This window comes from Enterobacter asburiae (assembly GCA_011754535.1).
Classification (GTDB): Bacteria; Pseudomonadota; Gammaproteobacteria; order Enterobacterales; family Enterobacteriaceae; genus Enterobacter; species Enterobacter cloacae_N.
Genome location: JAAQVN010000001.1, coordinates 554,645 through 577,260, shown reverse-complemented (window position 1 = coordinate 577,260; position 22,616 = coordinate 554,645). Strand labels below are relative to the sequence as shown.

Genomic DNA, 22,616 nt, shown 5'->3' with positions numbered 1-22,616 from the left:
GGGTTCTCCCCCTCACCCTACCCCTCAAGGGAGAGGGAACTTTTCCCCCTCTCCCTGTGGGAGAGGGCCGGGGTGAGGGCATCAGCGCGCACATTCTCTGGACATTTTCTATGCGATACCATCAATACTACCCCGTCGACATCGTCAACGGCCCCGGCACCCGCTGCACCCTGTTTGTTTCAGGCTGCGTCCACGAATGCCCCGGCTGCTACAACAAAAGCACCTGGCGTCTGAACTCCGGCATGCCGTTTACCGCTGAGATGGAAGACAAGATCGTCAACGACCTGAACGACACGCGCATTCACCGTCAGGGGATCTCACTTTCCGGTGGCGACCCCCTGCACCCGCAAAACGTGCCGGATATCCTGAAGCTGGTGAAGCGCATTCGGGCAGAGTGTGCGGGAAAAGATATCTGGGTCTGGACAGGCTATAAGCTGGATGAGCTGAACGCGCAGCAAATGGAAGTGGTGGAACTGATTAACGTGCTGGTCGACGGCAAGTTCGTACAGGATTTAAAAGACCCGGCGCTGATTTGGCGCGGCAGCAGTAACCAGGTTGTGCATCATTTGCGTTGATCAAAGGCGGATGTTATCCGTCCGCCCTTACCTCAAAACCGGCTCAAACTCTCCATTGCCACCGCCTTAAACCCGGCAAAATCTCCGCACTGGCACAGGCGCGCCATCGCCCGTTCACGCAGGAAGGTGACGAAGATATCGTAAATCGCCATCGCCTCTTCGTACTCGCTTTTGCTGATGGCGAGCAGGAAGATGACGTGCGCGGTTTCATCCCCCCACGGGATGCCCTGCGGAGCCAGAACCGTGTAGACCACCGTTTTCTGCGCCAGCAGGCCGAGGGAGTGAGGCAGCGCGATGCCGTCACCGAGCATGGTGCTGACGATAGCCTCACGCTCGACGACCGAATCCAGAAACTCCGCGCCAACAAAACCTTCGTGTTCAAGTTGGTCACACAGCTCGCGGAACAGCGTTTGCTGGTCAACGGGCTTGTCGAGAATGCGGAAATGAGCCGCGTCGAAGTATTTCTCCAGCATCCACGGTCGGGTGCGGTCCACCAGCACCAGCTTGCCGATCTGCTCTAACTGATAGTCGGTCGGGAACGGGGCGATCGTCACCACCGGTTTGGATTTTTCGCTGACGCGGGCGGTAGAGATAACAAAGTCCTCGCCGATAGCATCCGCCAGCTCGTACTCGCGCAGGGTGAGCGTGCGCGTCACCTCGATCTGCGGATACTTGCGCTGAAGCACCGCCTCGATCATGCGCACCATGGCATTCCCGGCATCGCACACCAGCAGCACGCGCGGCTGGCGCTGGTAGCCGATGTTGTAGTGGCGCTCCAGCCCGACGCCGATATGCAGCACCAGAAAGCCAATCTCGTTTTCGCTGATCGCATACGGCGTGTATTTGCCCCAGCTCGACACCGCCGCCAGCGTCATATCCCATGCCATCGGGTAATGCTGCTTGATGTTTTCCAGCAGCGGATTGGGGATCATGATTTGATACCGCACGCGGGTGATCATGGTTTTAATGTGCGTGAGCAGATCCGCGTGCAGCTGTGCGTCGCTGAGCAGGTTGTAGTTATAGTGGGTGTTGATGTAGCGCAGGATGTAGTTGACCAGCGCCTCGTCGTCGTCGGCGTTAATCGCGCTTGGGGCGATCTCCTGAATCTGCCGCGCCGCAATGTGCACGCACAGCCAGCTCTCTTCGGACGGCGACAGCGCTTTGCCCGCCAGCTCCTGAATGACCACCGCGATATCCTTCGCCGCCTCGCGCACGTTCTCTTCCACGTCTTCCGCATGAAATTCCGGCAGCGGAAAGCCTTCGCTGATACGACGCACCGACACCGCACAGTACAGACGCAGGAACAGCTCGCCTTCGTCAGTCAGGCGGATGTGGTGCCGGGTAAGCGCGTCGTGCAGCACAGCTACCATCTGCTCCGGTACCCCGGCGTTGAGCGCGACCTCCGTCACCAGCGGGTTGAGGCTGTCCTGCTGCGCCAGCTCCCACAGGAGATCGGTGAGGCAGGCGCGCACCGACATCTCGCTGCCAAACAGCTTCATGCCGTGGCGCGGGCGGGTTTCCAGCGTCAGGTTATAGCGCTGGAACCACTCGCGCACTTCCACCATGTCGCTTTGCAGCGTGGCGCGGCTGACAAACCACTCGTCAGCCAGATCTTCAAGCTTAAGCGAAAACGCCGACGTCAGAAAACGCACCACCAGATAGTGCACGCGCTCCGCTCCCGTTCGGGGAATTCGCAGCGCGCGCGGGTGCGATGCCTGAAGCTGCTGATAGCGCTCGGCATCATCAATTTTTAGCTGGTAGCCGTTGCCCCGGCTCAGAATAAACTGCGCGCCGTGGCTTGCCAGCAGCGCGTTCAGGGCGGTGATATCGGCGCGGACGGTTCGCGTGGAGACCGACAGCCGCTGCGCCAGCTCGTCCTGTGGCAGCGTCTCGTTTTGCAACAGATCGAAAAGTTGCGCTAAACGTTGGTTCGGAAATCGCACGGGTTTGTCCTCTTACAGCTTAAGGTGAAATGACCATCTGGGATGGGCTGCCGACCGGGGTATAGTCAGGCTCGAAGCTCAGCTTGCCGTCCTGCGCCACGCGGAAACGGGTAATGTTGTCGCTGCGCTGGTTCATGACGTACAGCCAGCGTCCCTGTTTATCGAGCGTCAGGGTGCGCGGGTAGTCGCCGCGGGTCCACACGTCGTCCTGATGGGTCAGCGTGCCCTCCGCTGTTACGGTAAAGTGCCCGATGCTGTTATGCAAACGGTTAGCCACATACAGCTGCTTACCGTCGGCGCTTAATGCGAGCCCGGCTGCAAAGCTGGTGCCTTTATAGCCGTCCGGCAGGGCAGAGACCGTTTTGCCCTCTTTCAGCCTGCCGCTGCTGTCCAGCGCATAATGGGTGAGCGTAGACGCCTCTTCGTTAATCAGCCACAGGGCGTCCCCCTTTGGCGTAAAGACAAAGTGGCGCGGGCCGGCGCCTTTTGAGGAGGCGCTGATAAACGGCGGATCGTTCGGCGTCAGCTTTCCGGTTCGATCGTCAAAGCGGTACTGATAGATACGATCCAGCCCCAGATCGGTAGAAAAAACATATTTCCCGCTCGGATCGGCAGCGATCATGTGCGCATGGGGACCATTGTGATCGCTGATGGCAAAGCTACCTTCGACAGCCGCTTCCGGCTTCGCCGCGCCCGGTTCCCCTTGATCCTGATGTTTGTCCGTAGCGTCACCCAGGCTGCCGTCCGCGTTGACGGGCAACACGGCAATCGATCCGCTGACATAGTTCGCCACCAGCAGATGCTGGCCGCTCGGCGTCAGCGACAGGTACACCGGCCCCGCACCGCCGGAAGCCACCTGATTCAGTTCGCTTAGCTCGCCGTTATCCCCCACCCGCAGCGCCTGCACCAAGCCCTGCTCCACTTCGCTTGCCAGATAGAGCGTTTTGCCGTCGTGCGAGACGGTCAGCTGCGCGGCGTTCGGCAGCTTGCTCACCAGCGTTTTATTCGCCAGCGCGCCGGTTTGTGGGTCAACGGTAAAGCGGTACAGCCCTTCCCCGTTGGGGTTGTAGGTGCCCACCCAGGCGTATTGCGTCTGGGCGACAGCGGCAGTGGAGAACATTGAGAGTGAAGCAACAAGCAGGGTACGGGTGTGCATGGTGGCTCCTTTATATTTGTGCGGTTTGTTTTCCCTCACCCCGGCCCTCTCCCAAAGGGAGAGGGGGTAAAAGTTCCCTCTCCCTTTGGGAGAGGGTTAGGGTGAGGGCAGATACTACGTCACCAGCTTCTTCGTCATCACAAGCAGCGTACGCACATCTTCCGGACGCGTGTCGCCGCTGGCCTTGTCGATAATCGAGCTGTAGATATGCGGGATGATTTTGCTCACGCCCGCGTCGAGGGCGATCTGCAGGATCTCCTCATAGTTTTCCAGATCGATACCTCCGGTTGGCTCCAGCCAGAAGTCGTGACGGGCGCAGGCTTCCGCCACCGCTTTGTATTCGTCACGGCACTTCAGGCCGCCCATCGGGAAGTATTTGATGGAGCTGCCGCCGAAATCTTTCAGCAGGGCAATCGCCGTTTCAACCGGCACGATGCCGTCCGGTGCTGCGCTGCTCAGCGGACCGGTGGAGATTTTTACCATGCCGATGGTGCCGGTCGGAGAGACCAGACCGTTGACCACAGACTCATTCTGCCCCAGCAGCGCGCGGCTGGTGGCCACGCCGGTAAAGACCTGGTTGACGTGCTGCGGCTGCACCTGACGGGAGATTTCGCTCACCATCGCAGACTGGTTCGGATCCCCCGCGCCGAGGCCGACGGAAAGCGCGTTATCAATCAGCGCGGCATATTCACGCATATCGACAACGGCGCTCGCCACGTCCGGGTAATTTTTGGAGAGCACGCCCACCAGCACGTGGCCTTCCGCCGCCTCGTAAATGGCGCTGGCGTTAGCCTTTGAGCCGGCCAGCACGTTCAGACAGACGCGGTCACGGTAAAAGTTGGGGGTCAGTTTCATGCGTTTTTCTCCTGTCCTAATACTTCGCTAATGCGGCGGTAGACGATATTCAGCTGGTCAGCGCTCACGCTGCGCACGTCCGCCTCGATAATCCCTTCGTTGGCCTTGTAGCCACGGAAGTAAATGGCGTATTCGCCCTGTTTGAGTTTCGCCACCAGATCGCCCGTGCCGACGCCCGTTGCGGCTTCGTCGAACTTAATCTCGGTGCGCGCGATATCGCGACCGGCGCTGTCCCAGACCACGCGCGCGGTCACGCCGTTCAGGGTGTTGAGCGCCTCGATAAACGGCGTCATCTTCGCCACCATCTCGGCCCCGCTCTCTTTGGTCGCCGTCAGGTAGTGTTCGATGGCGCAGGTCAGACCAAGAATGCCCTCTTTCCCGACCTTCATCGCACGGCCAATGCCCGCAGTCTGGCGCTTCACCCACTCAACGTACTGGGTTTTGCCGATCACCAGCCCGCTGGTTGGCCCTTCAATCGCCTTCGCGCCGCTGTAGATCACCAGATCCGCGCCGGAGCGGTAGTAGGCGTGCAGATCTTCTTCTGCCGCCGCATCGACGATCAGCGGGAGATCGTGCTTGCGCGCCACGACCGCCGCCTGCTCGACGCTGAGCATGCTTTTCTGAACGCAGTGGTGCGATTTAATGTAGAGGATCGCCGCGGTGCGCGGGGTGATCGCCGCCGCCAGCTGATCGGCAGAGCATTCGTTGGCGTAGCCCGCCTCCACCAGCTTGCCGCCGCCCAGCGCCACCATGGTGCCCACCGGCGCGCCAAAGTTCACGTTGTGGCCTTTCGGCAGGACGATTTCGTTGTTCTCAATCGGGGTCACGTGCAGGTTTTCCAGCAGCCAGTCGCTGTCTTTCACCAGCACCGCCGCCACGGACTGGGCAATGCCCGCCGACGCGCAGGAGACCACCGTCGCGCCCTCCACGTCCAGCAGCTTCGCGATGTACTCCCCGGTTTTGTTAACCAGATCCTTCATCTCGAAATAGTGATTCATGCCGTCCATCGCCGCCTGCACCACTTCCGGGCGCGGCGTGGAGACGCCCAGCGCCGTCATGCGGCCAGAGGTGTTGATAACCTGCTTTAAATTATACTTCTCATAAATCGAAGGCATGTTCCGTGCTCCCTTGTTCGGTCATGTAGCCCTTGCCCGCGCGGATCGCGGCAAGCGGCACCAGAATGTGTTCAGCCTGCAGGCTGTCGTTTTCAGCGTCTGTCAGCACCGTTGGCTGGCGTTTAATCGTGAACAGCGTCAGGTCGGCGTCGAGACCCGGCTGGATGCAACCCTTGCGCGTCAGGCGCAGGCCGTCGGCGGCGTTGGCGGTCACGCAGTCAATCACCTGCGGCAGCGACATGCCGATGGCGAGGAATTTCGACATCACGCTCGCCAGCGAGCCCACCGGGCCGTTGATGCGGTTGCGGCAGTAGATATCCGAGCTGATGGTGTGCGGCAGAATGCCCATCGCGATGGCGCGTTTCGCCACCTCAAAGCTGAAGCTCGCCGTGCCGTGGCCGACGTCCAGACGCACACCGCGCTTCCGGGCGGAGGTGATGGAGGCGCGCAGCTCGCCGGAGGACGTCAGAATGCGGTTTGGCTTGCCGTTGTAGCAGTGGGTGATGATGTCGCCCGAGCTCAGCAGCTCGGCAATTTCGTCGAGGTTCGGCGGGTTGTTGCCAATGTGCACCATCAGCGGCAGGTCGCCGTTCTCTTTCTGAATGGCTTTGGCGCGCTCCAGCGGCGTAATGCCGTTTTCACCGACCACGCTACTACTCATGCGCGCCTTCAGGCCGACGATAAAATCCGGATGGCGCTTCACCGCCTGCTTCACCGCCTCGGCGTCAATATTCGCCATGTTGGCCAGCTCGTTCTGGGCAATCAGCCCCACGCGGGAGATGTTCAGCAGGGCAAAGACTTCGGTGGAAGCTTTGCGGGTGATGTCGTAGAAATCGTCCACGTCGTCGGCCCCGGTACTGCCCGCGTCCACCACGGTGGTAACGCCGGTGGCAATGCCCACGCTGTCCGGCTCGTCGTGGTAAATCGGGGAGTTCGGGTAGCAGTGAACGTGGGAGTCAATCCAGCCTGCGCTGACGAACACGTCGCCGTTCAGCTCAACCGTTTTATGGGCGGGAGCGTCAATGTCGCCCGTCGCGGCGATCTTTCCGTCCTGAATGGCGATATCGGTCAGGGTATCGTCGGCGAGGCGCGCACGGCGCAGGAGTAAATCAAACATGAGGATCTCCTGATAAGGCGGGCGCCGGAGCGCCCGCAGGTATTAAAGGGCGACCGGGAACAGCCAGCCCAAAATCATTGCGCCGAGGATAGCGCCACCGGTAATCGGCTTCTGCCAGATGTAAAACAGCAGCGCGCCCACCAGTGAACCGACGCCGATAGGAATGGAGGCGGTCATGGCGCTGAGGATAATCAATGGCCCGAGGAAGCGGCCGGAGGCGTTGCCCGCGCCCATCATCACGTCTGCACCGTAGGTAGAGTTGCTCTGGTTGATGGTGAACTTACGCGCCAGGATGATGACGTAGCCGATCGCCAGACCAATCACCAGGCCGGTAATCAGCGAGGCGATGAAGTTGGTCACCGGGAACATGATCCCCGCGCCCAGCAGCAGCGCCGGAACGCCGAGGCCCACGCCGGTCTGGATCGCACCGCCGATATCAAGAATACCGACCAGCGACCCTTCGATAATGCGGGCGAACAGGAAACTTGCGCCGAACGCCGCCACCGCGCCGTAGACGCCGGTATCAATCCCCGCTTTCAGCATCGCCACGAAGGCCACTTCGTTAAACGCGCCGATGCCGTAGAGGTAGTACATGTGCGTCCCGGCGAAGACGCCGGAGGAGAGCAGGCCAACGAAGATCGGGAACGACCAGTCGGCATACCAAAAACCTTTATTCTGTTCCATGTAGAGGCTCCTGTTATTTACCGCTGAGCGAGTTGTGGATCATATCGAGCCAGTTCGGCACGGTCAGATGGAAGGATTCGATCATCTTCATGTCGAAGCCGCGGAAGAAGCCGCTCAGCACGAAGAGCAGGACGATAGCCGCCATCATCACTTTGGTGACGTGGTTCCAGCCGCTCTCTTCCACGCCTTTACCGATCAGGATCCCCAGCACCAGGCCCGGTACGGCGTTGCCCATAATCAGCTGCGCCGCGCCGCCGAAGATGGTGGCCCAGAAGCCCGATTTTTTACCCGCGTCGATAGCCGCCAGCCAGAAGATCACCGGCATGACGGTGTTCACCAGCAGGTTCGCGGCAGGCACCAGTACCTTCACGGCGGTGACCTGAAGCGCGGCCGGAACGGAGGAAGCGGTCAGGTTAAGGAAGGTGACGACGAGCATGCCAATCACACCGCAGGCAATCGCCATTTTGCGGGGATCGTGCAGCGTTTCGCCGACGTTACGGTTTTTGATCATCAGTGCAGCAGCACCCCAGTTCGGGATGATGCGGTGGTCAACGTCCTGTGTGAAGGCGCCTGCAGCCACGGAAGAGGCCCAGGCGTTAAAGAAGAAACCTAACCCAAAGGAGAAGTGAGAAGCCGGATCCCCTTCGCAGGAGTTCAGTTCCCCCAACGTACGAAACGCGCCCATACCCTGAGTGGTAGGCGCATGAAACATGCGTGCAGCCCCGGCGCCAACACCGACGCCTACCAGGCCGCCGATGATGAGCGATTTTATTAATATAATTAAGAACATCAGTCTGCCCTTTTTATGAATAATCAGCGTTGCGTGACGAAATCCACCCGGTCGAGATTGATGGCGGTCACGTTGACGGTCACATCCAGCTCCACGCTGTAGGTGCGTCTCTCCCGGCGCAAAAAGAAGAACAGAAACGCTTCTTTACGCACCGCTTCTTGCGCCTGAACAACCTGCACATCCTGTGGCTCAATACGCAGTAAGATATGCGGTGAGGCTTTCATCACCGCAGCCTGAACGTGGTTGAGCGCGTCAGCAAAGGCGCGCGCTTTGGCGTCGCCTTTGCCCTTCACTCTCACCGTGGTTGTGAACTGTTCTTTCATGCTTATGCGCCGTATTTCTTCTGCCACGCCTGTACCAGACGCTCGCCCAGCTCTTCTTTATCCATAAAGCCGAAGCCCAGCACGTTGCAGCCTTCGTTGATGGCGGTCACGCCCTCATCCACGGAACGCATGCCGTATTTGGCTTTGTAGCCATATTTGGTTTGCGCGGTGATAGCGCCCGCACCGCCGCTGCCGCAGAAGGAGATGCCGAAAGTGGCATTTTCCGCTTTCATCACGTCGCCGAGCTTCATGTCAGCCGCCATGCCCGGCACAACCACCGCGCGTCCGCCTGCTTTTTCCACACCGGCAGCCACTTTCTGACCTTTGCCCAGGCGATCGCCAATCACGACTGTAATCTGTTCCATGTGTTGCTCCTTAAAGGTTGTCTTTCGCGACTTCAAAGTGAACGGAGAGCAGCCAGGCCTCTTCATCAGGAAGATTGCCAAACTGCGCTACCACTTCACGGGCAAGTTGCATTGAATCTGGTGAAATTTCGTCAAACAGCTCTGCTTCTACCTCCGGCAGCGGCTCGCCGGTCACGGACCGGTGCGCCATTGCGCGCACGTGGGAGGTGAGCATCTGCTCCTGTACCGCATTGGGGATGATGTTGTTTCGGGCCAGCAGGGCATAAACCTGCTGCAGCATGGTGGTCGCGAGCTGTTCTGTTTGCTCCGCCTGTTCCCCAACGTCGTTCATTACCGCTCCGTTAATCACTGGTCTTACCCCGTTAATGGCTCTGGAATAAAACTAACGTTGGGGGGGAATTGTTTGTAGCGAGTTGTTTTCCACTTCGAAGTGGAAAGGCGAGCCGCAGCAGTGATCTGTGCCACATAAATGCGGTGAATCTGGATTAATAACGGTATTTGCGTGATGAATATCACGTATTCCAGCGGCAAAACGCGCGCCGGGGAAACGAAAACGTTCAGGCGTGGTGACGCAAAAATGTGATGGCGATAGGGTTTACTTATTACCGCGTAAAAAAAACGGGAGCCACTGGCCCCCGCTGGTTGTTTGTCAGATGCGCGATCGATTAACGATATTTCTTGTGATACGTGTTACGCGTCGCCACAAACTGGTCAGCCGCCGCCTGGGCTTCCTTCACTTTGCCTTCGTTAGCCAGCTTCAGCGCACCGTCGATCTGACCGACCAGCACGTCAAAGCCGTGGCGATAGTCTTTCATCTCTGCGCTGTCTGCCGCTTTGCTTTCCAGCTTTGGCGGGGTCGCTTTTTGCGCGTCCAGCGCCGCTTCACGCATTTTGGTCAGTGCGCCTTTCATTTCGGCCGCATTGTCCGTTTTCTGCACTATCTTCAGGTTTTGACTGAGGATGTCCATGTTGTCTTCGAGATCGGCAGCAAACGCAGAAGAGCCAAGAACCAGCGTTGAAGCCGCGACGATCGCTAACAGGTGTTTACGCATTGCTCACTTCCTTTTTTATTATTAAAACGCTTTTCGGGTATTACTGGCCGGCGATTTTCATTTCCGGCAGTAATACAGAACCACACTGTATATTGCTACGTGTTTCAATATCGTTACCGACCGTAACGATATTGCGCCACATGTCCTTCAGGTTGCCGGCGATGGTAATTTCGCTCACCGGATACTGAATTTCGCCGTTTTCGACCCAGAAGCCTGCCGCACCGCGCGAGTAGTCGCCGGTGATGCCGCTCACGCCCTGCCCCATCAGCTCGGTGACCACCAGACCGGTGCCCATCTCTTTTAGCATTTGCTCGAAGTTAAGGCCCTGACCGGCAATGCGCCAGTTGTGGATGCCGCCCGCGTGTCCGGTGCTTTTTAGCCCCAGCTTGCGCGCGGAGTAGTTGGTCAGCAGCCACTGGGTCAGAATGCCGTCTTTAACGATATCGCGGCGTTCCGTGCGTACGCCTTCGCTGTCGAACGGCGTGGAGGCCAGCCCTTTCAGCAGGTGCGGGTGCTCTTCAATCGTCAGCCATTCCGGCAGGATCTGCTTGCCCAGCGAGTCGAGCAGGAAGGTCGATTTACGGTACACCGAGCCGCCCGCGATAGCGCCCACCAGATGGCCAAACAGGCCGGTCGCCACTTCATTGGCAAAGATCACCGGGGCCTTCATGGTGGAGAGTTTACGCGGCGACAAGCGAGACAGCGTGCGTTCGGCACACTCTTTACCCACCCACTCAGGAGACTGCAAATCCCCCAGCGCGCGGCCAATGGTATAGGCGTAGTCGCGCTCCATGTCGCCGTTCTCTTCGGCGATGACGCAGCTGGAGAGCGAGTGACGGGTTGAGCAGTAGCCCTGCAGCATGCCGTGGCTGTTGCCGAAGACTTTGATGCCGTAGTGGCTGTTGAAGCTGCCGCCTTCGGTATTGGTGATGCGCTTGTCAGCCTGCAATGACGCCTGCTCGGCGCGCGCGGCCAGTTCAATGGCTTCATCCGGCGTCACTTCCGCCGGGTGGAAAAGATCGAGATCCGGCGCGTCAAACGCCAGCAGCTCTTTATCCGCCACGCCTGCGTAAGGATCCGGAGAGGTATAGCGGGCAATATCCAGCGCCGCCTGCACCGTACGGGCAATGGCATCCGGGCTGAGATCGGTGGATGACGCGCTGCCTTTGCGATTCTGGTGATACACCGTGATCCCAAGCGCGCCATCGCTGTTAAATTCTACATTCTCCACTTCGCCATAGCGGGTGCTCACGCTAATGCCGGTGGTTTTGCTGACCGCCACTTCGGCGCCATCTGATTTACCTGAAGCGAGCGTCAGCGCGGTGGAGACGGCTTCTTCCAGAATCTTACGCTGCGCTTCAACTTGTGAGGTTACTTTCATCGCAAATGCCATACTGTAAGAGAGAGTTAAGTGAAGTCTAACAGAGAACCGTTTTTCAGTGCGCGTCTTAACTGGTAACATTAGCCTCTTTTTTTAAGGAGCCTGACATGACTAAGCAGCCCGAAGACTGGCTCGACGACGTTCCCGGTGATGACATCGAAGACGAAGATGATGAGATCATCTGGGTCAGTAAAAGTGAAATTAAACGTGACGCCGAAGAGTTAAAACAGCTTGGCGCAGAAATGGTAGAACTGGGTAAAAACGCGCTGGACAAGATCCCGCTCGACCAAGATCTGCGTGATGCCATTGAACTGGCACAGAAAATCAAAAAAGAAGGCCGTCGTCGCCAGCTTCAGCTTATCGGTAAAATGCTGCGTCAGCGCGACGTGGATCCGATCCGTCAGGCGCTGGACAAGCTGAAAAACCGCCACAACCAGCAGGTTGCGCTGTTCCATAAGTTGGAGCAGATCCGCGATCGTCTGATTGAACAGGGTGATGATGCAGTACCGGAAGTACTGAACCTGTGGCCGGATGCCGACCGCCAGCAGCTGCGTTCTTTGATCCGCAACGCGAAGAAAGAGAAAGAAGGGAATAAGCCGCCGAAGTCCGCGCGCCTGATTTTCCAGTATCTGCGCGAGCTGTCTGAGAACGGCGAGTAATCTCTTCCCCTCACCCCAGCCCTCTCCCCGGAGGGGCGAGGGAGAAAACACGGGAAAGTAGGCCCGGTAAGCGCTAGCGCCACCGGGCTTTTTTTTACTCTGCAGCCGCCGCTTCCGCTTTCTTCGCCAGACCGTCCAGCAGCTTCTGATGGATCCCACCGAACCCGCCGTTGCTCATCACCAGAATGTGATCGCCAGGCTGAGCCGCTTTCACCACCATATCCGCGAGCACATCCACGTCCGCACTCCAGTGCGCAGGCTGAATGCAGGCATCCGCCACTTCAGCCACCTGCCACGGAATATGCTGCGGCTGCAGCAGGAAGACTTCGTCGGCACGTCCCAGGGACGGTGCGAGGTCGTCTTTGCAAATGCCCATTTTCATGGTGTTTGAGCGCGGTTCCAGCACCGCCAGAATGCGCGCGGTACCGCCAACCTTGCCGCGTAACGCGGCAAGCGTCGCCAGAATGGCGGTCGGGTGGTGCGCGAAATCGTCATAGACCGTCACGCCATTCGCTTCGCCGCGCAGTTCCAGGCGGCGGCGGGCGTTAATGAACGAGCCGAGCGCATTAGCGGCATCCGCAGGCAGCACGCCCACGTGGCGCGCCGCAGCAATCGCCATCAGGCCGTTGTGCATGTTGTGCTCGCCCACCAGGCCCCACTTCACCTCGCCCACTTTTTCACCGTCGAGCAGCACTTCCCACTCGGAGGCATCCGCGTTGAGCTTTTTCGCCTGCCAGTGGCCCTGCTCGCCCACCAGCTCCTGCTCGCTCCAGCAGCCCATCGCCATGGTCTGCTTCAGGTTGATGTCGTTCTCCGGCAGGATGATGCGGCCCTGACCCGGAACAATGCGCACCAGATGGTGGAACTGTTTCTGAATCGCTTTCAGATCGTCAAAGATGTCCGCGTGATCGAACTCAAGGTTGTTGAGGATCAGCGTGCGCGGGCAGTAATGCACGAACTTGGAGCGCTTGTCGAAGAATGCGCAGTCGTATTCATCCGCTTCAATCACAAAGAACGGGCTGTCGCCAAGACGCGCAGAGACGTCGAAGTTACCCGGCACGCCGCCGATCACAAAGCCCGGCTTGTAGCCGCAGGCTTCGAGGATCCAGGTCGCCATGCCGGCGGTAGTGGTTTTTCCGTGGGTACCGGCCACGGCAACTACCCAACGGTCGCGCAGCACGAAGTCATGCAGCCACTGCGGGCCGGACATGAACGGAATATTGCGTTCCAGCACCGCTTCAACGCACGGGTTACCGCGGGTCATGGCGTTGCCAATAATGACCAGATCCGGCTCGGGATCCAGCTGGCTGGCATCGTAGCCCTGAATTAGCGAGATGCCCTGTTTTTCCAGAAGCGTGCTCATCGGCGGATACACATTGGCGTCCGAACCTGTCACTTCATGGCCCAGCGAGCGCGCCAGCATTGCCAGTCCGCCCATGAAAGTGCCACAAATCCCCAATATATGAATGCGCATACGTCACTATCCTTCTTCAATGTGGCGCACATTTTACTCACATGTTAGCGGCTGTGAAACGCATTTCAGGTAAATCCGTATGTTGCTGGCGCGATTCACCTCTGCGCTACTATTTGAATATTTGTTAAGATTGTTGGGCTTTAGTCGTTTTAGTGAACATACAATCGCTCTACTCACAAAGATGCAGGGAAAGTGTTATGAAAACGTTAGGTGAATTTATTGTCGAAAAGCAGCACGAGTTCTCTCATGCTACGGGTGAACTCACTGCTTTGCTGTCGGCAATAAAGCTGGGCGCTAAGATCATCCACCGTGATATCAACAAGGCCGGTCTGGTCGATATCCTGGGTGCCAGCGGTGCCGAAAACGTTCAGGGCGAGGTTCAGCAGAAACTCGATCTGTTCGCAAATGAAAAACTGAAAGCTGCACTGCGCGCGCGCGACATCGTTGCGGGTATCGCCTCTGAAGAAGAAGATGAAATTGTTGTTTTCGAAGGGTGTGAACACGCTAAATACGTTGTTCTGATGGATCCGCTCGACGGCTCCTCCAACATCGACGTTAACGTTTCTGTCGGTACCATTTTCTCCATCTACCGCCGCGTCACGCCTGTTGGCACGCCGGTGACCGAAGAAGATTTCCTGCAGCCTGGCATTAATCAGGTTGCAGCCGGTTACGTCGTTTATGGCTCCTCCACCATGCTGGTGTATACCACCGGGTGCGGGGTTCACGCCTTTACGTACGATCCGTCACTGGGCGTTTTCTGCCTGAGCCAGGAACGCATGCGCTTCCCGGAGAAAGGCAACACCTACTCCATCAACGAAGGCAACTACATCCGCTTCCCGAACGGCGTGAAGAAGTACATCAAATTCTGTCAGGAAGAAGATAAAGCGACCCAGCGCCCTTACACGTCCCGCTATATTGGCTCTCTGGTCGCGGATTTCCACCGTAACCTGCTGAAAGGCGGTATCTACCTTTACCCAAGCACCGCCAGCCACCCGGACGGGAAGCTGCGTCTGCTGTACGAATGCAACCCGATGGCGTTCCTGGCCGAACAGGCGGGCGGTAAGGCGAGCGACGGTAAAGAGCGTATTCTGGATATCGTGCCGGAAAGCCTTCACCAGCGCCGTTCATTCTTCGTCGGCAACAACCACATGGTTGAAGACGTTGAACGTTTTATCCGTGAGTACCCGGACGCGTAATCCCCCTCCCCCGGGGAGCCAGTCAGGCTCCCCGACACATTTATATATTTTACCGTATAAGTGTTTATAAAAAACACGCTTTAATATTCACCCCTGCTCCTGCATTATTTCCATAACAGTTTGACAATTATTTCCTGGAGCAGAACTGCAATGAAAAATTATTCCCGGGCTAATACCGGCATTGATTTAAACCTTATTCCTGTATTTATTGAAGTCGTCCGCTGCGGCAGTATGGCAAAAGCCTCTTTGCGCCTGGAGATGTCCCGTCCTGCGGTGAGCCTGGCGTTGAAACGCTTTAATCAACTGTTTGATGAGTCTTTATTTTCCCGAAAAGGTTTATATCTTGAACCGACGGAAAAAGCGTTAGCGTTAACCAGCTCGCTGGAAATATTAATGGGTGATATTCACGATAATATTGCGGCGGTAAATTCCGCGAGGAATAAAACCCCGGCACAGAATGCACCGGGGCCGGGGAATATTATGCCGCAGTCTGAGCCGTCACTTTGAACGATGACATGGCTTCCATCAGCTGACGCGACTGCTCCTCAAGGGAGCGGGTCGCGGCGGAGGATTGCTGCACCAGCGCCGCATTCTGCTGCGCGGTTTCGTCCATCTGATTCACCGCAATATTCACCTGCTCAATGCCGCGGCTCTGCTCCTGAGACGCGGTGGCAATTTCGCGCATCAGTTTAGTCATGCGCAGCACTTCTGTTGCGATCTCATCCATCGTTTCACCCGCCTGCTGGGCCAGCTCGCTGCCCTCGTTAACGTGGGTCTGCGAATCACTGATAAGCGAGCGGATCTCTTTCGCCGCGTCGGCGCTGCGGCTGGCAAGGTTGCGGACTTCACCCGCGACGACGGCAAACCCGCGTCCCTGCTCGCCCGCGCGCGCCGCTTCCACGGAGGCGTTGAGCGCCAGAATGTTGGTCTGGAAGGCAATACCGTCGATCACGCTCAGGATGTCGGCGATGCGCGCCGAGCTGCCTGAAATATCGCGCATTTTTTCAATCACGTAGCAGACCATTTCGCTGCCGTGATCGGCGGTGTCGGAAACGGACTTCGCCAGCTGGTGCGCCTGCTCGGCATTATCGGCGTTGAGCTTCACCGTCGCGGTGATCTGCTCCATGCTGGCGGCGGTCTGCTCCAGCGACGTGGCGGTAGATTCGGTGCGCTCGGCAAGATCCCGGTTCCCCGCCGTCAGCTCGCGGCTGCCGGTGTCAATTTGCGAGCTGGCATCGCGTACCCGCATAACCGAGCTCATCAGAGACTGGCGCATCTCCTCTATCGCCGCGTTGAGGCGGTTAAACTCCTGGCTCGCCGGCGCATTCAGCGTATGGGTTAAGTCCCCCGCCGCCACGTTCTCCAGCTGCGCAATGGAGGCCGACAGCGGCTTAAGCAGCATATGGCGCAGCACCAGCCAGGCGAGCACGATAATGCCCGCCGTCAGCAGCGCGGCGACGATAATCAGGATCAGCACGCGGGTTTTGCTCGCCTGCACAGCGCTCACTTCCGCCTGACCTCGCACTTCGCTCCATTTTTGAAACGCCTGCATATCGTTATCAAACTGCTTCGCTACCGGGATTAGCGTGTTCTCCAGCAGATCGTAATAGCTGTCCGCGCTCTGGTCATTCAGGGTTTTCAGCATCGGGCCGATCCCCTGCTGGTTATACGTCGCCAGGCTGGCCGCGACTTTATCGAGGAGCTGCTGCCCCTGCTCGTCAGCCACGCCGCCGTCAATCACGCCTTTCAGCGTTTTCTGGGCCAGGGCAACTTCCTGATTGATGTTTTTTACCGCTTTGGCCGCATCGTCCAGCATGCCGATTTCCATCATCCGGACGGCCTGACCCGCCTCATTGCGCGCGCGCAGGATCAGCGTATAGCCTGAATTAAGCTGCACCATCTGCTCACCCTGAAGGTGATTAATGCGCTGCAGTGAAGAAGAACTCTGTGTGAGGGCATAAATGCCGATGCCGCTGACAATCAGCAGCAGAAGGGTCATAACGGCCAGTAAAGAGAGCAAGCCGGTACGAATCGATAGCGTTTTAAGCATGATATTATTTCCGGTAGCGAGATATTTCTGGGCATAAAAGAAGAGTATCGGCCGCTACCGGTAAATGTTTAGACTTTAAGCAAATTCAGCGTATTATCGCTCTGTTACTGATGTGTTTACGCGGGTAACAGGCGAGCTTTGACGGTTCTCCCAGAGCACCGTCAGGCCGCGCTGGAGCGCGATAAAAATAAACAGCAGAATGCCGATGGCGATCTTCGTCCACCATGAACTGAGCGTGCCGTCGAAGTTGATATAGGTCTGAATCAGCCCCTGGATCGCCACGCCGAACAGCGTCCCCAGCACCGTTCCTACCCCGCCGCTGAGCAGCGTGCCGCCGATAACCACAGAAGCAATCGCATCCAGCTCAACGCCCACGCCTGCAAGGGCATAGCCCGCCTGGGTATACACCGAGAAGACGATACCCGCCAGCGTCGCCAGGCCTGTCGAGAGCATATAGATGCGGATGGTGGTGCTGCGGGTCGAGATCCCCATCAGGTTTGCCGACGTAGCGTTGCCGCCGATGGCGTAAACCTGATTGCCGAACCGGGTGCGGTGAGCGAGGAAGATGCCAATCACTACCACGCCCAGCATCAGCAGCCCCATTGCGCTGAGGCGACCGCCGCCGGGAATTTTCCACGCCAGGCTGGAGAGCGTGTCATACACCGGATGGTTAATCGGAATCGACTCTTCCGACACCAGATAGCTCACCCCGCGCAGGAAGAACATTCCCGCGAGGGTAATGATAAACGCCGGGATTTTTAACGCGTCGATCAGCAGCCCCATAAAAGCGCCAAACGCGCAGCCCATCGCCAGCACCAGCGGAAACGCCACCAGCGGAGAGATGCCCCAGAAGCCGATCGCCTTCGCGAGGAATACGCCCGTAAACGCGATCACCGAGCCGACGGAGAGATCGATCCCGCCGGAGAGGATCACAAAGGTCATCCCGACCGCGATGATGCCTAAAAAGGCGTTATCGGTCAGGATATTGCAGATCACGCGCGTCGAGGCAAAACCGGGGAATTGAGTGAGGCAGTAGAGATACCCCAGCACAAACACGCCCAGCGTGATCGTTAACGGTAAATTACGTTTTATCATGGCCACGGATCCCCTTAATGATGCTGACAAAGCGCGGCGACTGGACGATCAGCACGCAAAGCACGACCACCGCTTTTACCACCTGGTTGAGTTCCGGCTGGAACCCCGAAAGCAGGATCCCGGTGTTCATGCCCTGAATGATCAGCGCGCCAATCACCGAGAGCAGCAGGTTAAAACGCCCGCCCATTAGCGACCCGCCGCCGATCACCACCGCGAGGATCGCGTCCAGCTCCAGCCAGAGCCCGGCGTTGTTGGCATCGGCCCCGCGGATATCTGCCGCGACGATGACCCCGGCGATGGCGGCACACACGCCGCTCAGCACGTAGGTCAGCATCACCATCAGCCGGGTGTTGACCCCGGCGTTGCGCGCGGCGCGAATGTTGATCCCCACCGCCTCAATGAACATGCCGAGAGCCGTTTTGCGGGTGAAGAGCCAGAACACCACTAACGTGACCAGCGCAACGATCACCGGTGTCGGGAAGAACAGGAGGTTGCCGCTGCCGATCCACGCCAGGCTCGGCGAGTTAAAGGTGACAATCTGTCCGGAGGTAATCAGCTGCGCCACCCCGCGTCCGGCCACCATTAAGATAAGGGTGGCGACAAAGGGCTGAATTTTCAGCACCGCGACCAGAATGCCGTTCCATAGTCCGGCCAGCACCCCGGTGCCCAATGCCGCCAGCAGTACCACCGGCAGGCTGTGTCCGGCCACGGTCATGGAGGCAGCGGTAGCGCCGGCGATTGCCATTACCGCGCCGACGGAGAGGTCAATCCCGCCGGTGGCGATCACCAGCGTCATCCCAATCGCCAGCAGCGCCACGGGCGCAGCACGGTTTAAAATATCGATCGGGCTGCCAAACAGGCGGCCATCCTGCACGACGATCTGGAAGAAATGCGGTGCGACAAGGCTATCTACCAGCAGCACGACCAGCAGCGCCGCAATTTGCGGCGTGCCGGTTGGCCAGCTAAAGCGGCGCTTTGACTCACCGGTTTGCGAAAGCGAACGGGACATCACGATTCACTCCTTACGCCGCGATGGCATTCATGATTGCCGGAACGGACAGCTTATCCAGCGGGATCTCTGCCACCTGTTTGCGATCGCGCATGATAATGACGCGATCGGCATAGCCCACCAGCTCTTCCAGCTCGGACGAAATAACCAGCAGGGCCAGCCCGTCCGCACAGAGCGTTTCGATAAGCCGGATAATTTCGGCGTGCGCGCCCACGTCGATACCGCGCGTCGGCTCGTCGAGGATCAGGAACTGGGGTTTGGTCAGCAGCCAGCGGGAGAGCAGCACCTTCTGCTGGTTACCGCCGGAGAGGAACTCAATCGGCTGTTCCGCGCTCGGGGTGCGGATGCCGAGCTGGCGTATAAAGCGCTCGGCGATCGCGTTTTGCTCTTTACGGGGGATCGGGCGTAGCCAGCCGCGCTGCGCCTGCAGGGCCAGGATGATATTTTCGCGCACCGAGGCGGCGGCAATAATTCCGTCCGTTTTCCGGTCTTCCGGGCAGAAGCCGACGCCCAGACACGACGCCTGATGCGGCGATCGCAGGGTTTGCGGTTTGCCTTTGATCATCGCGCTGCCGCTGTCCGCTGGCTTGATCCCGAAGATCACCTCGGCGGTTTCGGTTCGTCCTGAGCCTAACAGGCCCGCCAGTCCGACAATTTCACCGGGCCGCACTTCAAGGTTAAACGGCGAGATCACCCCTTTTTTACCGTAATCGCTGAACGCGGCGACCGGCTTCTCGCTCAGCAGCGTGCGCCCTGCGCGCTGAAGGGCGTTAGTTTCCAGCTCACGGCCCAACATCATTTTCACCAGCTCTATCTGCGGGAGCTCGCGGGTTTCGCGGCAGCCGACAAAGCTGCCGTTGCGCAGCACCGTAATGCGATCGCTCACCTCATACACCTGATCGAGGAAGTGCGTAACGAAGATCAGGCTCACGCCCCGATCGCGCAGCTGGCGCATCAGGGTAAAGAGCATCTCCACTTCCTGGGTATCGAGGCTGGCGGTGGGTTCGTCGAGGATCAGCACCTTTGCCGAGAGATCGATCGCCCGACAGATGGCGACGATCTGCTGCATCGCCACGGAAAAGCGGTTCAGCGGCTCGCGAACGTCGAGGGAGAAGCCGTACGACTCCATCAGTTGCGTGGCCCGCGCCTCCATCTCTTTGCGGCGCAGCAGGCCAAAGCGGCGTGGCTCGCGGCCAATAAACAGGTTATCCGCCACCGACATATTCGGCAGCAGGTTCACTTCCTGGTAAACCGTCCCGATCCCCAGCTGCTGGGCATGGGCGGTATTTTTTGGCGAAATGGCGTTACCTTCCAGCCAGATGGTGCCGCGATCGGCTTGATACACGCCGGTCAGAGATTTAATCAGCGTTGATTTGCCCGCGCCGTTCTCGCCCAGCAGCGCCATGATCTCACCGCGCCGCAGGCTAAAATCGACGTTATCCAGCGCCTTTACGCCAGGGAAGAATTTGCTTAAGCCCTCTGTGCGGAGGATTTCCTGGTGTTGTTCAGTTTTCATATTCACGTCCCCGCCACGTTCCCGTAGGCCGGGTAAGCGCAGCGCCACCCGGCAATTTCACTGGATCAGTAGCCCATATTTTTCTTCTTCTCTAACTCTTCTTTCGCCGTATCCGGCAGGTAGAGCGTGGACTTGGTGACGGTCACCTTCTCAGGCATCGTGCCGTCTTTCTTGAATTTCTCCAGCGCGTCGAATGCCGGGCCCGCCATGTTTGGCGTAAGCTCCACGCTGGCGTTGGCTTCACCATCGATCATTGCTTTATAGATGTCCGGCACGCCGTCGATAGAGCCGGTGAGGATGTCTTTGCCCGGCTTCAGGCCCGCTTCTTTAATGGCCTGAATTGCGCCGATCGCCATGTCATCGTTGTGGGCGTAAACCATGCAGATGTTCTTGCCGTTGTTTTCAGCCTTGATAAAGCTCTCCATGACCTCTTTACCCTTACTGCGGGTAAAGTCGCCGGACTGGGAGCGGATAATCTTGATGTTTGGCGCTTTGGCAATGGCCTCAGCAAACCCTTTCTTACGGTCGATGGCCACGCTGGCACCGACGGTGCCCTGCAGCTCAACGACGTTACACGGCTTGCCGTCGACCTGTTTAATCAGCCAGTCGCCAATTAACTGCCCTTCAAGCACGTTATTAGCGGTGACGGTGGTCATATAGAGAGATTTGTCTTTGACGTCGATGGAACGGTCGAGCAGGAAGACCGGAATTTCAGCGTCTTTCGCTTCCTTCAGGACGGGTTCCCAGCCGGTCGCCACCACTGGTGCAATAAAGATGGCATCCACGCCCTGGGCGATAAAGGAGCGTACGGCTTTGATCTGATTCTCTTGTTTTTGCTGACCATCGGCGATTTTCAGGGTGATACCGCGTTTCTGAGCCTCGCTTTTCGCAACGTTGGTTTCTGCCGCACGCCAGCCGGATTCAGAGCCAACTTGCGAGAAACCTACGGTTAAGGGAGCGGCCATCGCCATAGACGACATGGCTGCCGAAACTGCTGTGACAAGAAGTAAGCGCTTCCACATATGAGCGTCCTCGTAGGGGTGTTTATTGTTGGTTAAAAGATGTTCTGCGAAATGACTATAGCCAATGAAATATGTAACGAATTGCGTTACATCACACTTCAGAAAAGTGAATAAAACGTTAATCACAAGTTTGTAATCGCTTTCATTTCACCATTAAAAATGCGGCTGAGTTTATGGATATTTCTGTCATGGAAACGGTCTGAAAAGTGGGGCTAGCGGGGAGAGAAAGCGAAAACAGGCGGAGACATTCGGCGTGAGTTGGCTATAATACCTGCCACTTGTTTACCATCCATTTTTAAGGACACCGACATGAGCTTACTCAACGTCCCTGCGGGTAAAGAACTGCCAGAAGACATCTACGTTGTTATCGAAATCCCGGCCAACGCAGATCCAATCAAATACGAAATCGACAAAGACACCGGTGCGCTGTTCGTTGACCGTTTCATGTCTACCGCAATGTTCTATCCGTGCAACTACGGCTACATCAACCACACCCTGTCTCTGGACGGTGACCCGGTTGACGTGCTGGTCCCAACGCCATACCCACTGCAGCCAGGCTCAGTCATTCGCTGCCGTCCTGTTGGCGTGCTGAAAATGACTGACGAAGCGGGTGAAGATGCGAAGCTGGTTGCGGTACCGCACACCAAGCTGAGCAAAGAGTACGATCACATTAAAGATGTGAACGACCTGCCAGAGCTGCTGAAAGCGCAGATCGCCCACTTCTTCGAGCACTACAAAGACCTCGAAAAAGGCAAATGGGTTAAGGTTGACGGCTGGGACAACGCAGAAGCGGCGAAAGCAGAAATCATCGCCTCCTTCGAACGCGCTGCTAAGAAGTAATTCTTACTGCCAGACACAAAAAACAACGCCACCTTACGGTGGCGTTGTCGTTTTTCAGTACTGGTCTCTGTCTAACCAGTTACCGCTTACAATCCGCGTTAACCCGTCGACCGGACGCTGGTAGACATACATCCACGCGCTTCCGTACGGCGTCTGGATCAACTGGCGAGCGTATTCACCGCCCCTGGTGCGCAAGGCATCAAGTTCGGCAAGTGTCGCGTTATCAATACGATAAACTTCACCCTGTACTGTTCCTTCGCCGGGAACCGCGCCTGGATAGTGGCCCAGGCTGTACAACTGGTAGTTCTCGATATTGTAATTCCCCAGTAGCTGGGCATTGGTCATCCAGTGACTGTTGCCTTGCCTGGTTCGTAAACTGCCGTAGACAAATATTCGCAT

At 57.8% G+C, this 22,616-nt stretch carries 24 protein-coding genes; 5 read left to right on the top strand and 19 right to left on the bottom strand.

Translation table 11 applies throughout. From position 1 onward, the window contains the following. Positions 1 to 110 precede the first annotated feature (110 nt). Positions 111 to 575 (top strand): anaerobic ribonucleoside-triphosphate reductase-activating protein, encoded by a 465-nt coding sequence (nrdG, locus tag HBM95_02645; GenBank protein NIH41840.1) that lies wholly within the window; start codon positions 111 to 113, stop codon positions 573 to 575. A 32-nt stretch (positions 576 to 607) separates the two neighbouring features. On the opposite strand, the gene HBM95_02640 is transcribed toward nrdG, so the two are convergent. The 12 genes from HBM95_02640 to pmbA all read right to left on the bottom strand — a co-directional run bounded on the left by HBM95_02640 (position 608) and on the right by pmbA (position 11,368). Next, on the bottom strand, positions 608 to 2,518 hold the full coding sequence (locus HBM95_02640) for a BglG family transcription antiterminator (protein ID NIH41839.1): 1,911 nt from the start codon (positions 2,516 to 2,518) through the stop codon (positions 608 to 610). Positions 2,519 to 2,537: 19 nt separating this feature from the next. Beyond that, on the bottom strand, positions 2,538 to 3,674 hold the full coding sequence (locus HBM95_02635) for a lactonase family protein (GenBank protein NIH41838.1): 1,137 nt from the start codon (positions 3,672 to 3,674) through the stop codon (positions 2,538 to 2,540). Positions 3,675 to 3,788: 114 nt separating this feature from the next. Then, complete coding sequence (locus tag HBM95_02630; protein NIH41837.1) at positions 3,789 to 4,529, bottom strand: KDGP aldolase family protein; 741 nt, start codon at positions 4,527 to 4,529, stop codon at positions 3,789 to 3,791. Then, positions 4,526 to 5,644 (bottom strand): DgaE family pyridoxal phosphate-dependent ammonia lyase, encoded by a 1,119-nt coding sequence (locus HBM95_02625; GenBank protein NIH41836.1) that lies wholly within the window; start codon positions 5,642 to 5,644, stop codon positions 4,526 to 4,528. The genes HBM95_02630 and HBM95_02625 overlap by 4 nt, the downstream gene beginning before the upstream one ends. Then, positions 5,628 to 6,761: an amidohydrolase/deacetylase family metallohydrolase gene (locus HBM95_02620; protein ID NIH41835.1), complete on the bottom strand. Its 1,134-nt coding sequence runs from the start codon at positions 6,759 to 6,761 to the stop codon at positions 5,628 to 5,630. The genes HBM95_02625 and HBM95_02620 overlap by 17 nt, the downstream gene beginning before the upstream one ends. Before the next feature lie 42 nt (positions 6,762 to 6,803). Then, positions 6,804 to 7,445, bottom strand: coding sequence for a DUF4310 family protein (locus HBM95_02615; GenBank protein NIH41834.1), 642 nt, complete (start codon positions 7,443 to 7,445; stop codon positions 6,804 to 6,806). A gap of 13 nt (positions 7,446 to 7,458) precedes the next feature. Then, positions 7,459 to 8,235: a DUF4311 domain-containing protein gene (locus tag HBM95_02610; GenBank protein ID NIH41833.1), complete on the bottom strand. Its 777-nt coding sequence runs from the start codon at positions 8,233 to 8,235 to the stop codon at positions 7,459 to 7,461. Positions 8,236 to 8,258: 23 nt separating this feature from the next. Beyond that, positions 8,259 to 8,558, bottom strand: coding sequence for a DUF4312 family protein (locus HBM95_02605; protein NIH41832.1), 300 nt, complete (start codon positions 8,556 to 8,558; stop codon positions 8,259 to 8,261). A gap of 2 nt (positions 8,559 to 8,560) precedes the next feature. After that, on the bottom strand, positions 8,561 to 8,923 hold the full coding sequence (locus tag HBM95_02600) for a hypothetical protein (protein NIH41831.1): 363 nt from the start codon (positions 8,921 to 8,923) through the stop codon (positions 8,561 to 8,563). Positions 8,924 to 8,933: 10 nt separating this feature from the next. Next, positions 8,934 to 9,272 carry a glycine dehydrogenase gene (locus HBM95_02595; protein ID NIH41830.1) on the bottom strand — a complete coding sequence of 113 codons (339 nt, stop codon included), beginning with the start codon at positions 9,270 to 9,272 and terminating at the stop codon, positions 8,934 to 8,936. Between the two features lie 316 nt (positions 9,273 to 9,588). Further along, entirely contained in the window at positions 9,589 to 9,975 is a 387-nt protein-coding gene (gene cybC, locus HBM95_02590) for a cytochrome b562 (GenBank protein NIH41829.1), read from the bottom strand. A gap of 40 nt (positions 9,976 to 10,015) precedes the next feature. Next, entirely contained in the window at positions 10,016 to 11,368 is a 1,353-nt protein-coding gene (gene pmbA / locus HBM95_02585) for a metalloprotease PmbA (protein NIH41828.1), read from the bottom strand. Between the two features lie 95 nt (positions 11,369 to 11,463). Between pmbA and HBM95_02580 the strand changes: the two genes are divergently transcribed. Continuing rightward, complete coding sequence (locus tag HBM95_02580; GenBank protein NIH41827.1) at positions 11,464 to 12,015, top strand: ribosome-associated protein; 552 nt, start codon at positions 11,464 to 11,466, stop codon at positions 12,013 to 12,015. Between the two features lie 94 nt (positions 12,016 to 12,109). Here HBM95_02580 and mpl read toward each other — a convergent pair whose 3' ends face one another. Beyond that, on the bottom strand, positions 12,110 to 13,489 hold the full coding sequence (gene mpl, locus HBM95_02575) for a UDP-N-acetylmuramate:L-alanyl-gamma-D-glutamyl-meso-diaminopimelate ligase (GenBank protein NIH41826.1): 1,380 nt from the start codon (positions 13,487 to 13,489) through the stop codon (positions 12,110 to 12,112). A 197-nt stretch (positions 13,490 to 13,686) separates the two neighbouring features. Between mpl and fbp the strand changes: the two genes are divergently transcribed. Beyond that, positions 13,687 to 14,685, top strand: a complete 999-nt coding sequence (fbp, locus tag HBM95_02570) for a class 1 fructose-bisphosphatase (GenBank protein NIH41825.1) — start codon at positions 13,687 to 13,689, stop codon at positions 14,683 to 14,685. A 150-nt stretch (positions 14,686 to 14,835) separates the two neighbouring features. Then, on the top strand, positions 14,836 to 15,192 hold the full coding sequence (locus HBM95_02565; protein NIH41824.1) for a LysR family transcriptional regulator: 357 nt from the start codon (positions 14,836 to 14,838) through the stop codon (positions 15,190 to 15,192). On the opposite strand, the gene HBM95_02560 is transcribed toward HBM95_02565, so the two are convergent. From HBM95_02560 to ytfQ, 5 genes are all read right to left on the bottom strand, one after another. Beyond that, the gene (locus HBM95_02560; protein ID NIH41823.1) at positions 15,164 to 16,735 is read right to left on the bottom strand and encodes a methyl-accepting chemotaxis protein; all 1,572 of its coding nucleotides are present in this window, start codon (positions 16,733 to 16,735) and stop codon (positions 15,164 to 15,166) included. The genes HBM95_02565 and HBM95_02560 overlap by 29 nt on opposite strands. 93 nt (positions 16,736 to 16,828) lie before the next feature. Beyond that, on the bottom strand, positions 16,829 to 17,830 hold the full coding sequence (yjfF, locus tag HBM95_02555; GenBank protein NIH41822.1) for a sugar ABC transporter permease YjfF: 1,002 nt from the start codon (positions 17,828 to 17,830) through the stop codon (positions 16,829 to 16,831). Further along, positions 17,817 to 18,842, bottom strand: a complete 1,026-nt coding sequence (locus HBM95_02550) for an ABC transporter permease (protein ID NIH41821.1) — start codon at positions 18,840 to 18,842, stop codon at positions 17,817 to 17,819. Before HBM95_02550 ends, yjfF begins: the two co-directional genes overlap by 14 nt. A 10-nt stretch (positions 18,843 to 18,852) precedes the next feature. Beyond that, entirely contained in the window at positions 18,853 to 20,355 is a 1,503-nt protein-coding gene (locus HBM95_02545) for a sugar ABC transporter ATP-binding protein (GenBank protein ID NIH41820.1), read from the bottom strand. Positions 20,356 to 20,420: 65 nt separating this feature from the next. After that, complete coding sequence (gene ytfQ / locus HBM95_02540; GenBank protein NIH41819.1) at positions 20,421 to 21,377, bottom strand: galactofuranose ABC transporter substrate-binding protein YtfQ; 957 nt, start codon at positions 21,375 to 21,377, stop codon at positions 20,421 to 20,423. Between the two features lie 309 nt (positions 21,378 to 21,686). On the opposite strand from ytfQ, the gene ppa reads away from it, so the two are divergent. Then, positions 21,687 to 22,217, top strand: coding sequence for an inorganic diphosphatase (ppa, locus tag HBM95_02535; protein NIH41818.1), 531 nt, complete (start codon positions 21,687 to 21,689; stop codon positions 22,215 to 22,217). A 54-nt stretch (positions 22,218 to 22,271) separates the two neighbouring features. Here the strand turns inward: ppa and HBM95_02530 are convergent, their stop codons facing one another. Beyond that, the gene (locus tag HBM95_02530) at positions 22,272 to 22,616 is read right to left on the bottom strand and encodes a gamma-glutamylcyclotransferase (protein ID NIH41817.1); all 345 of its coding nucleotides are present in this window, start codon (positions 22,614 to 22,616) and stop codon (positions 22,272 to 22,274) included.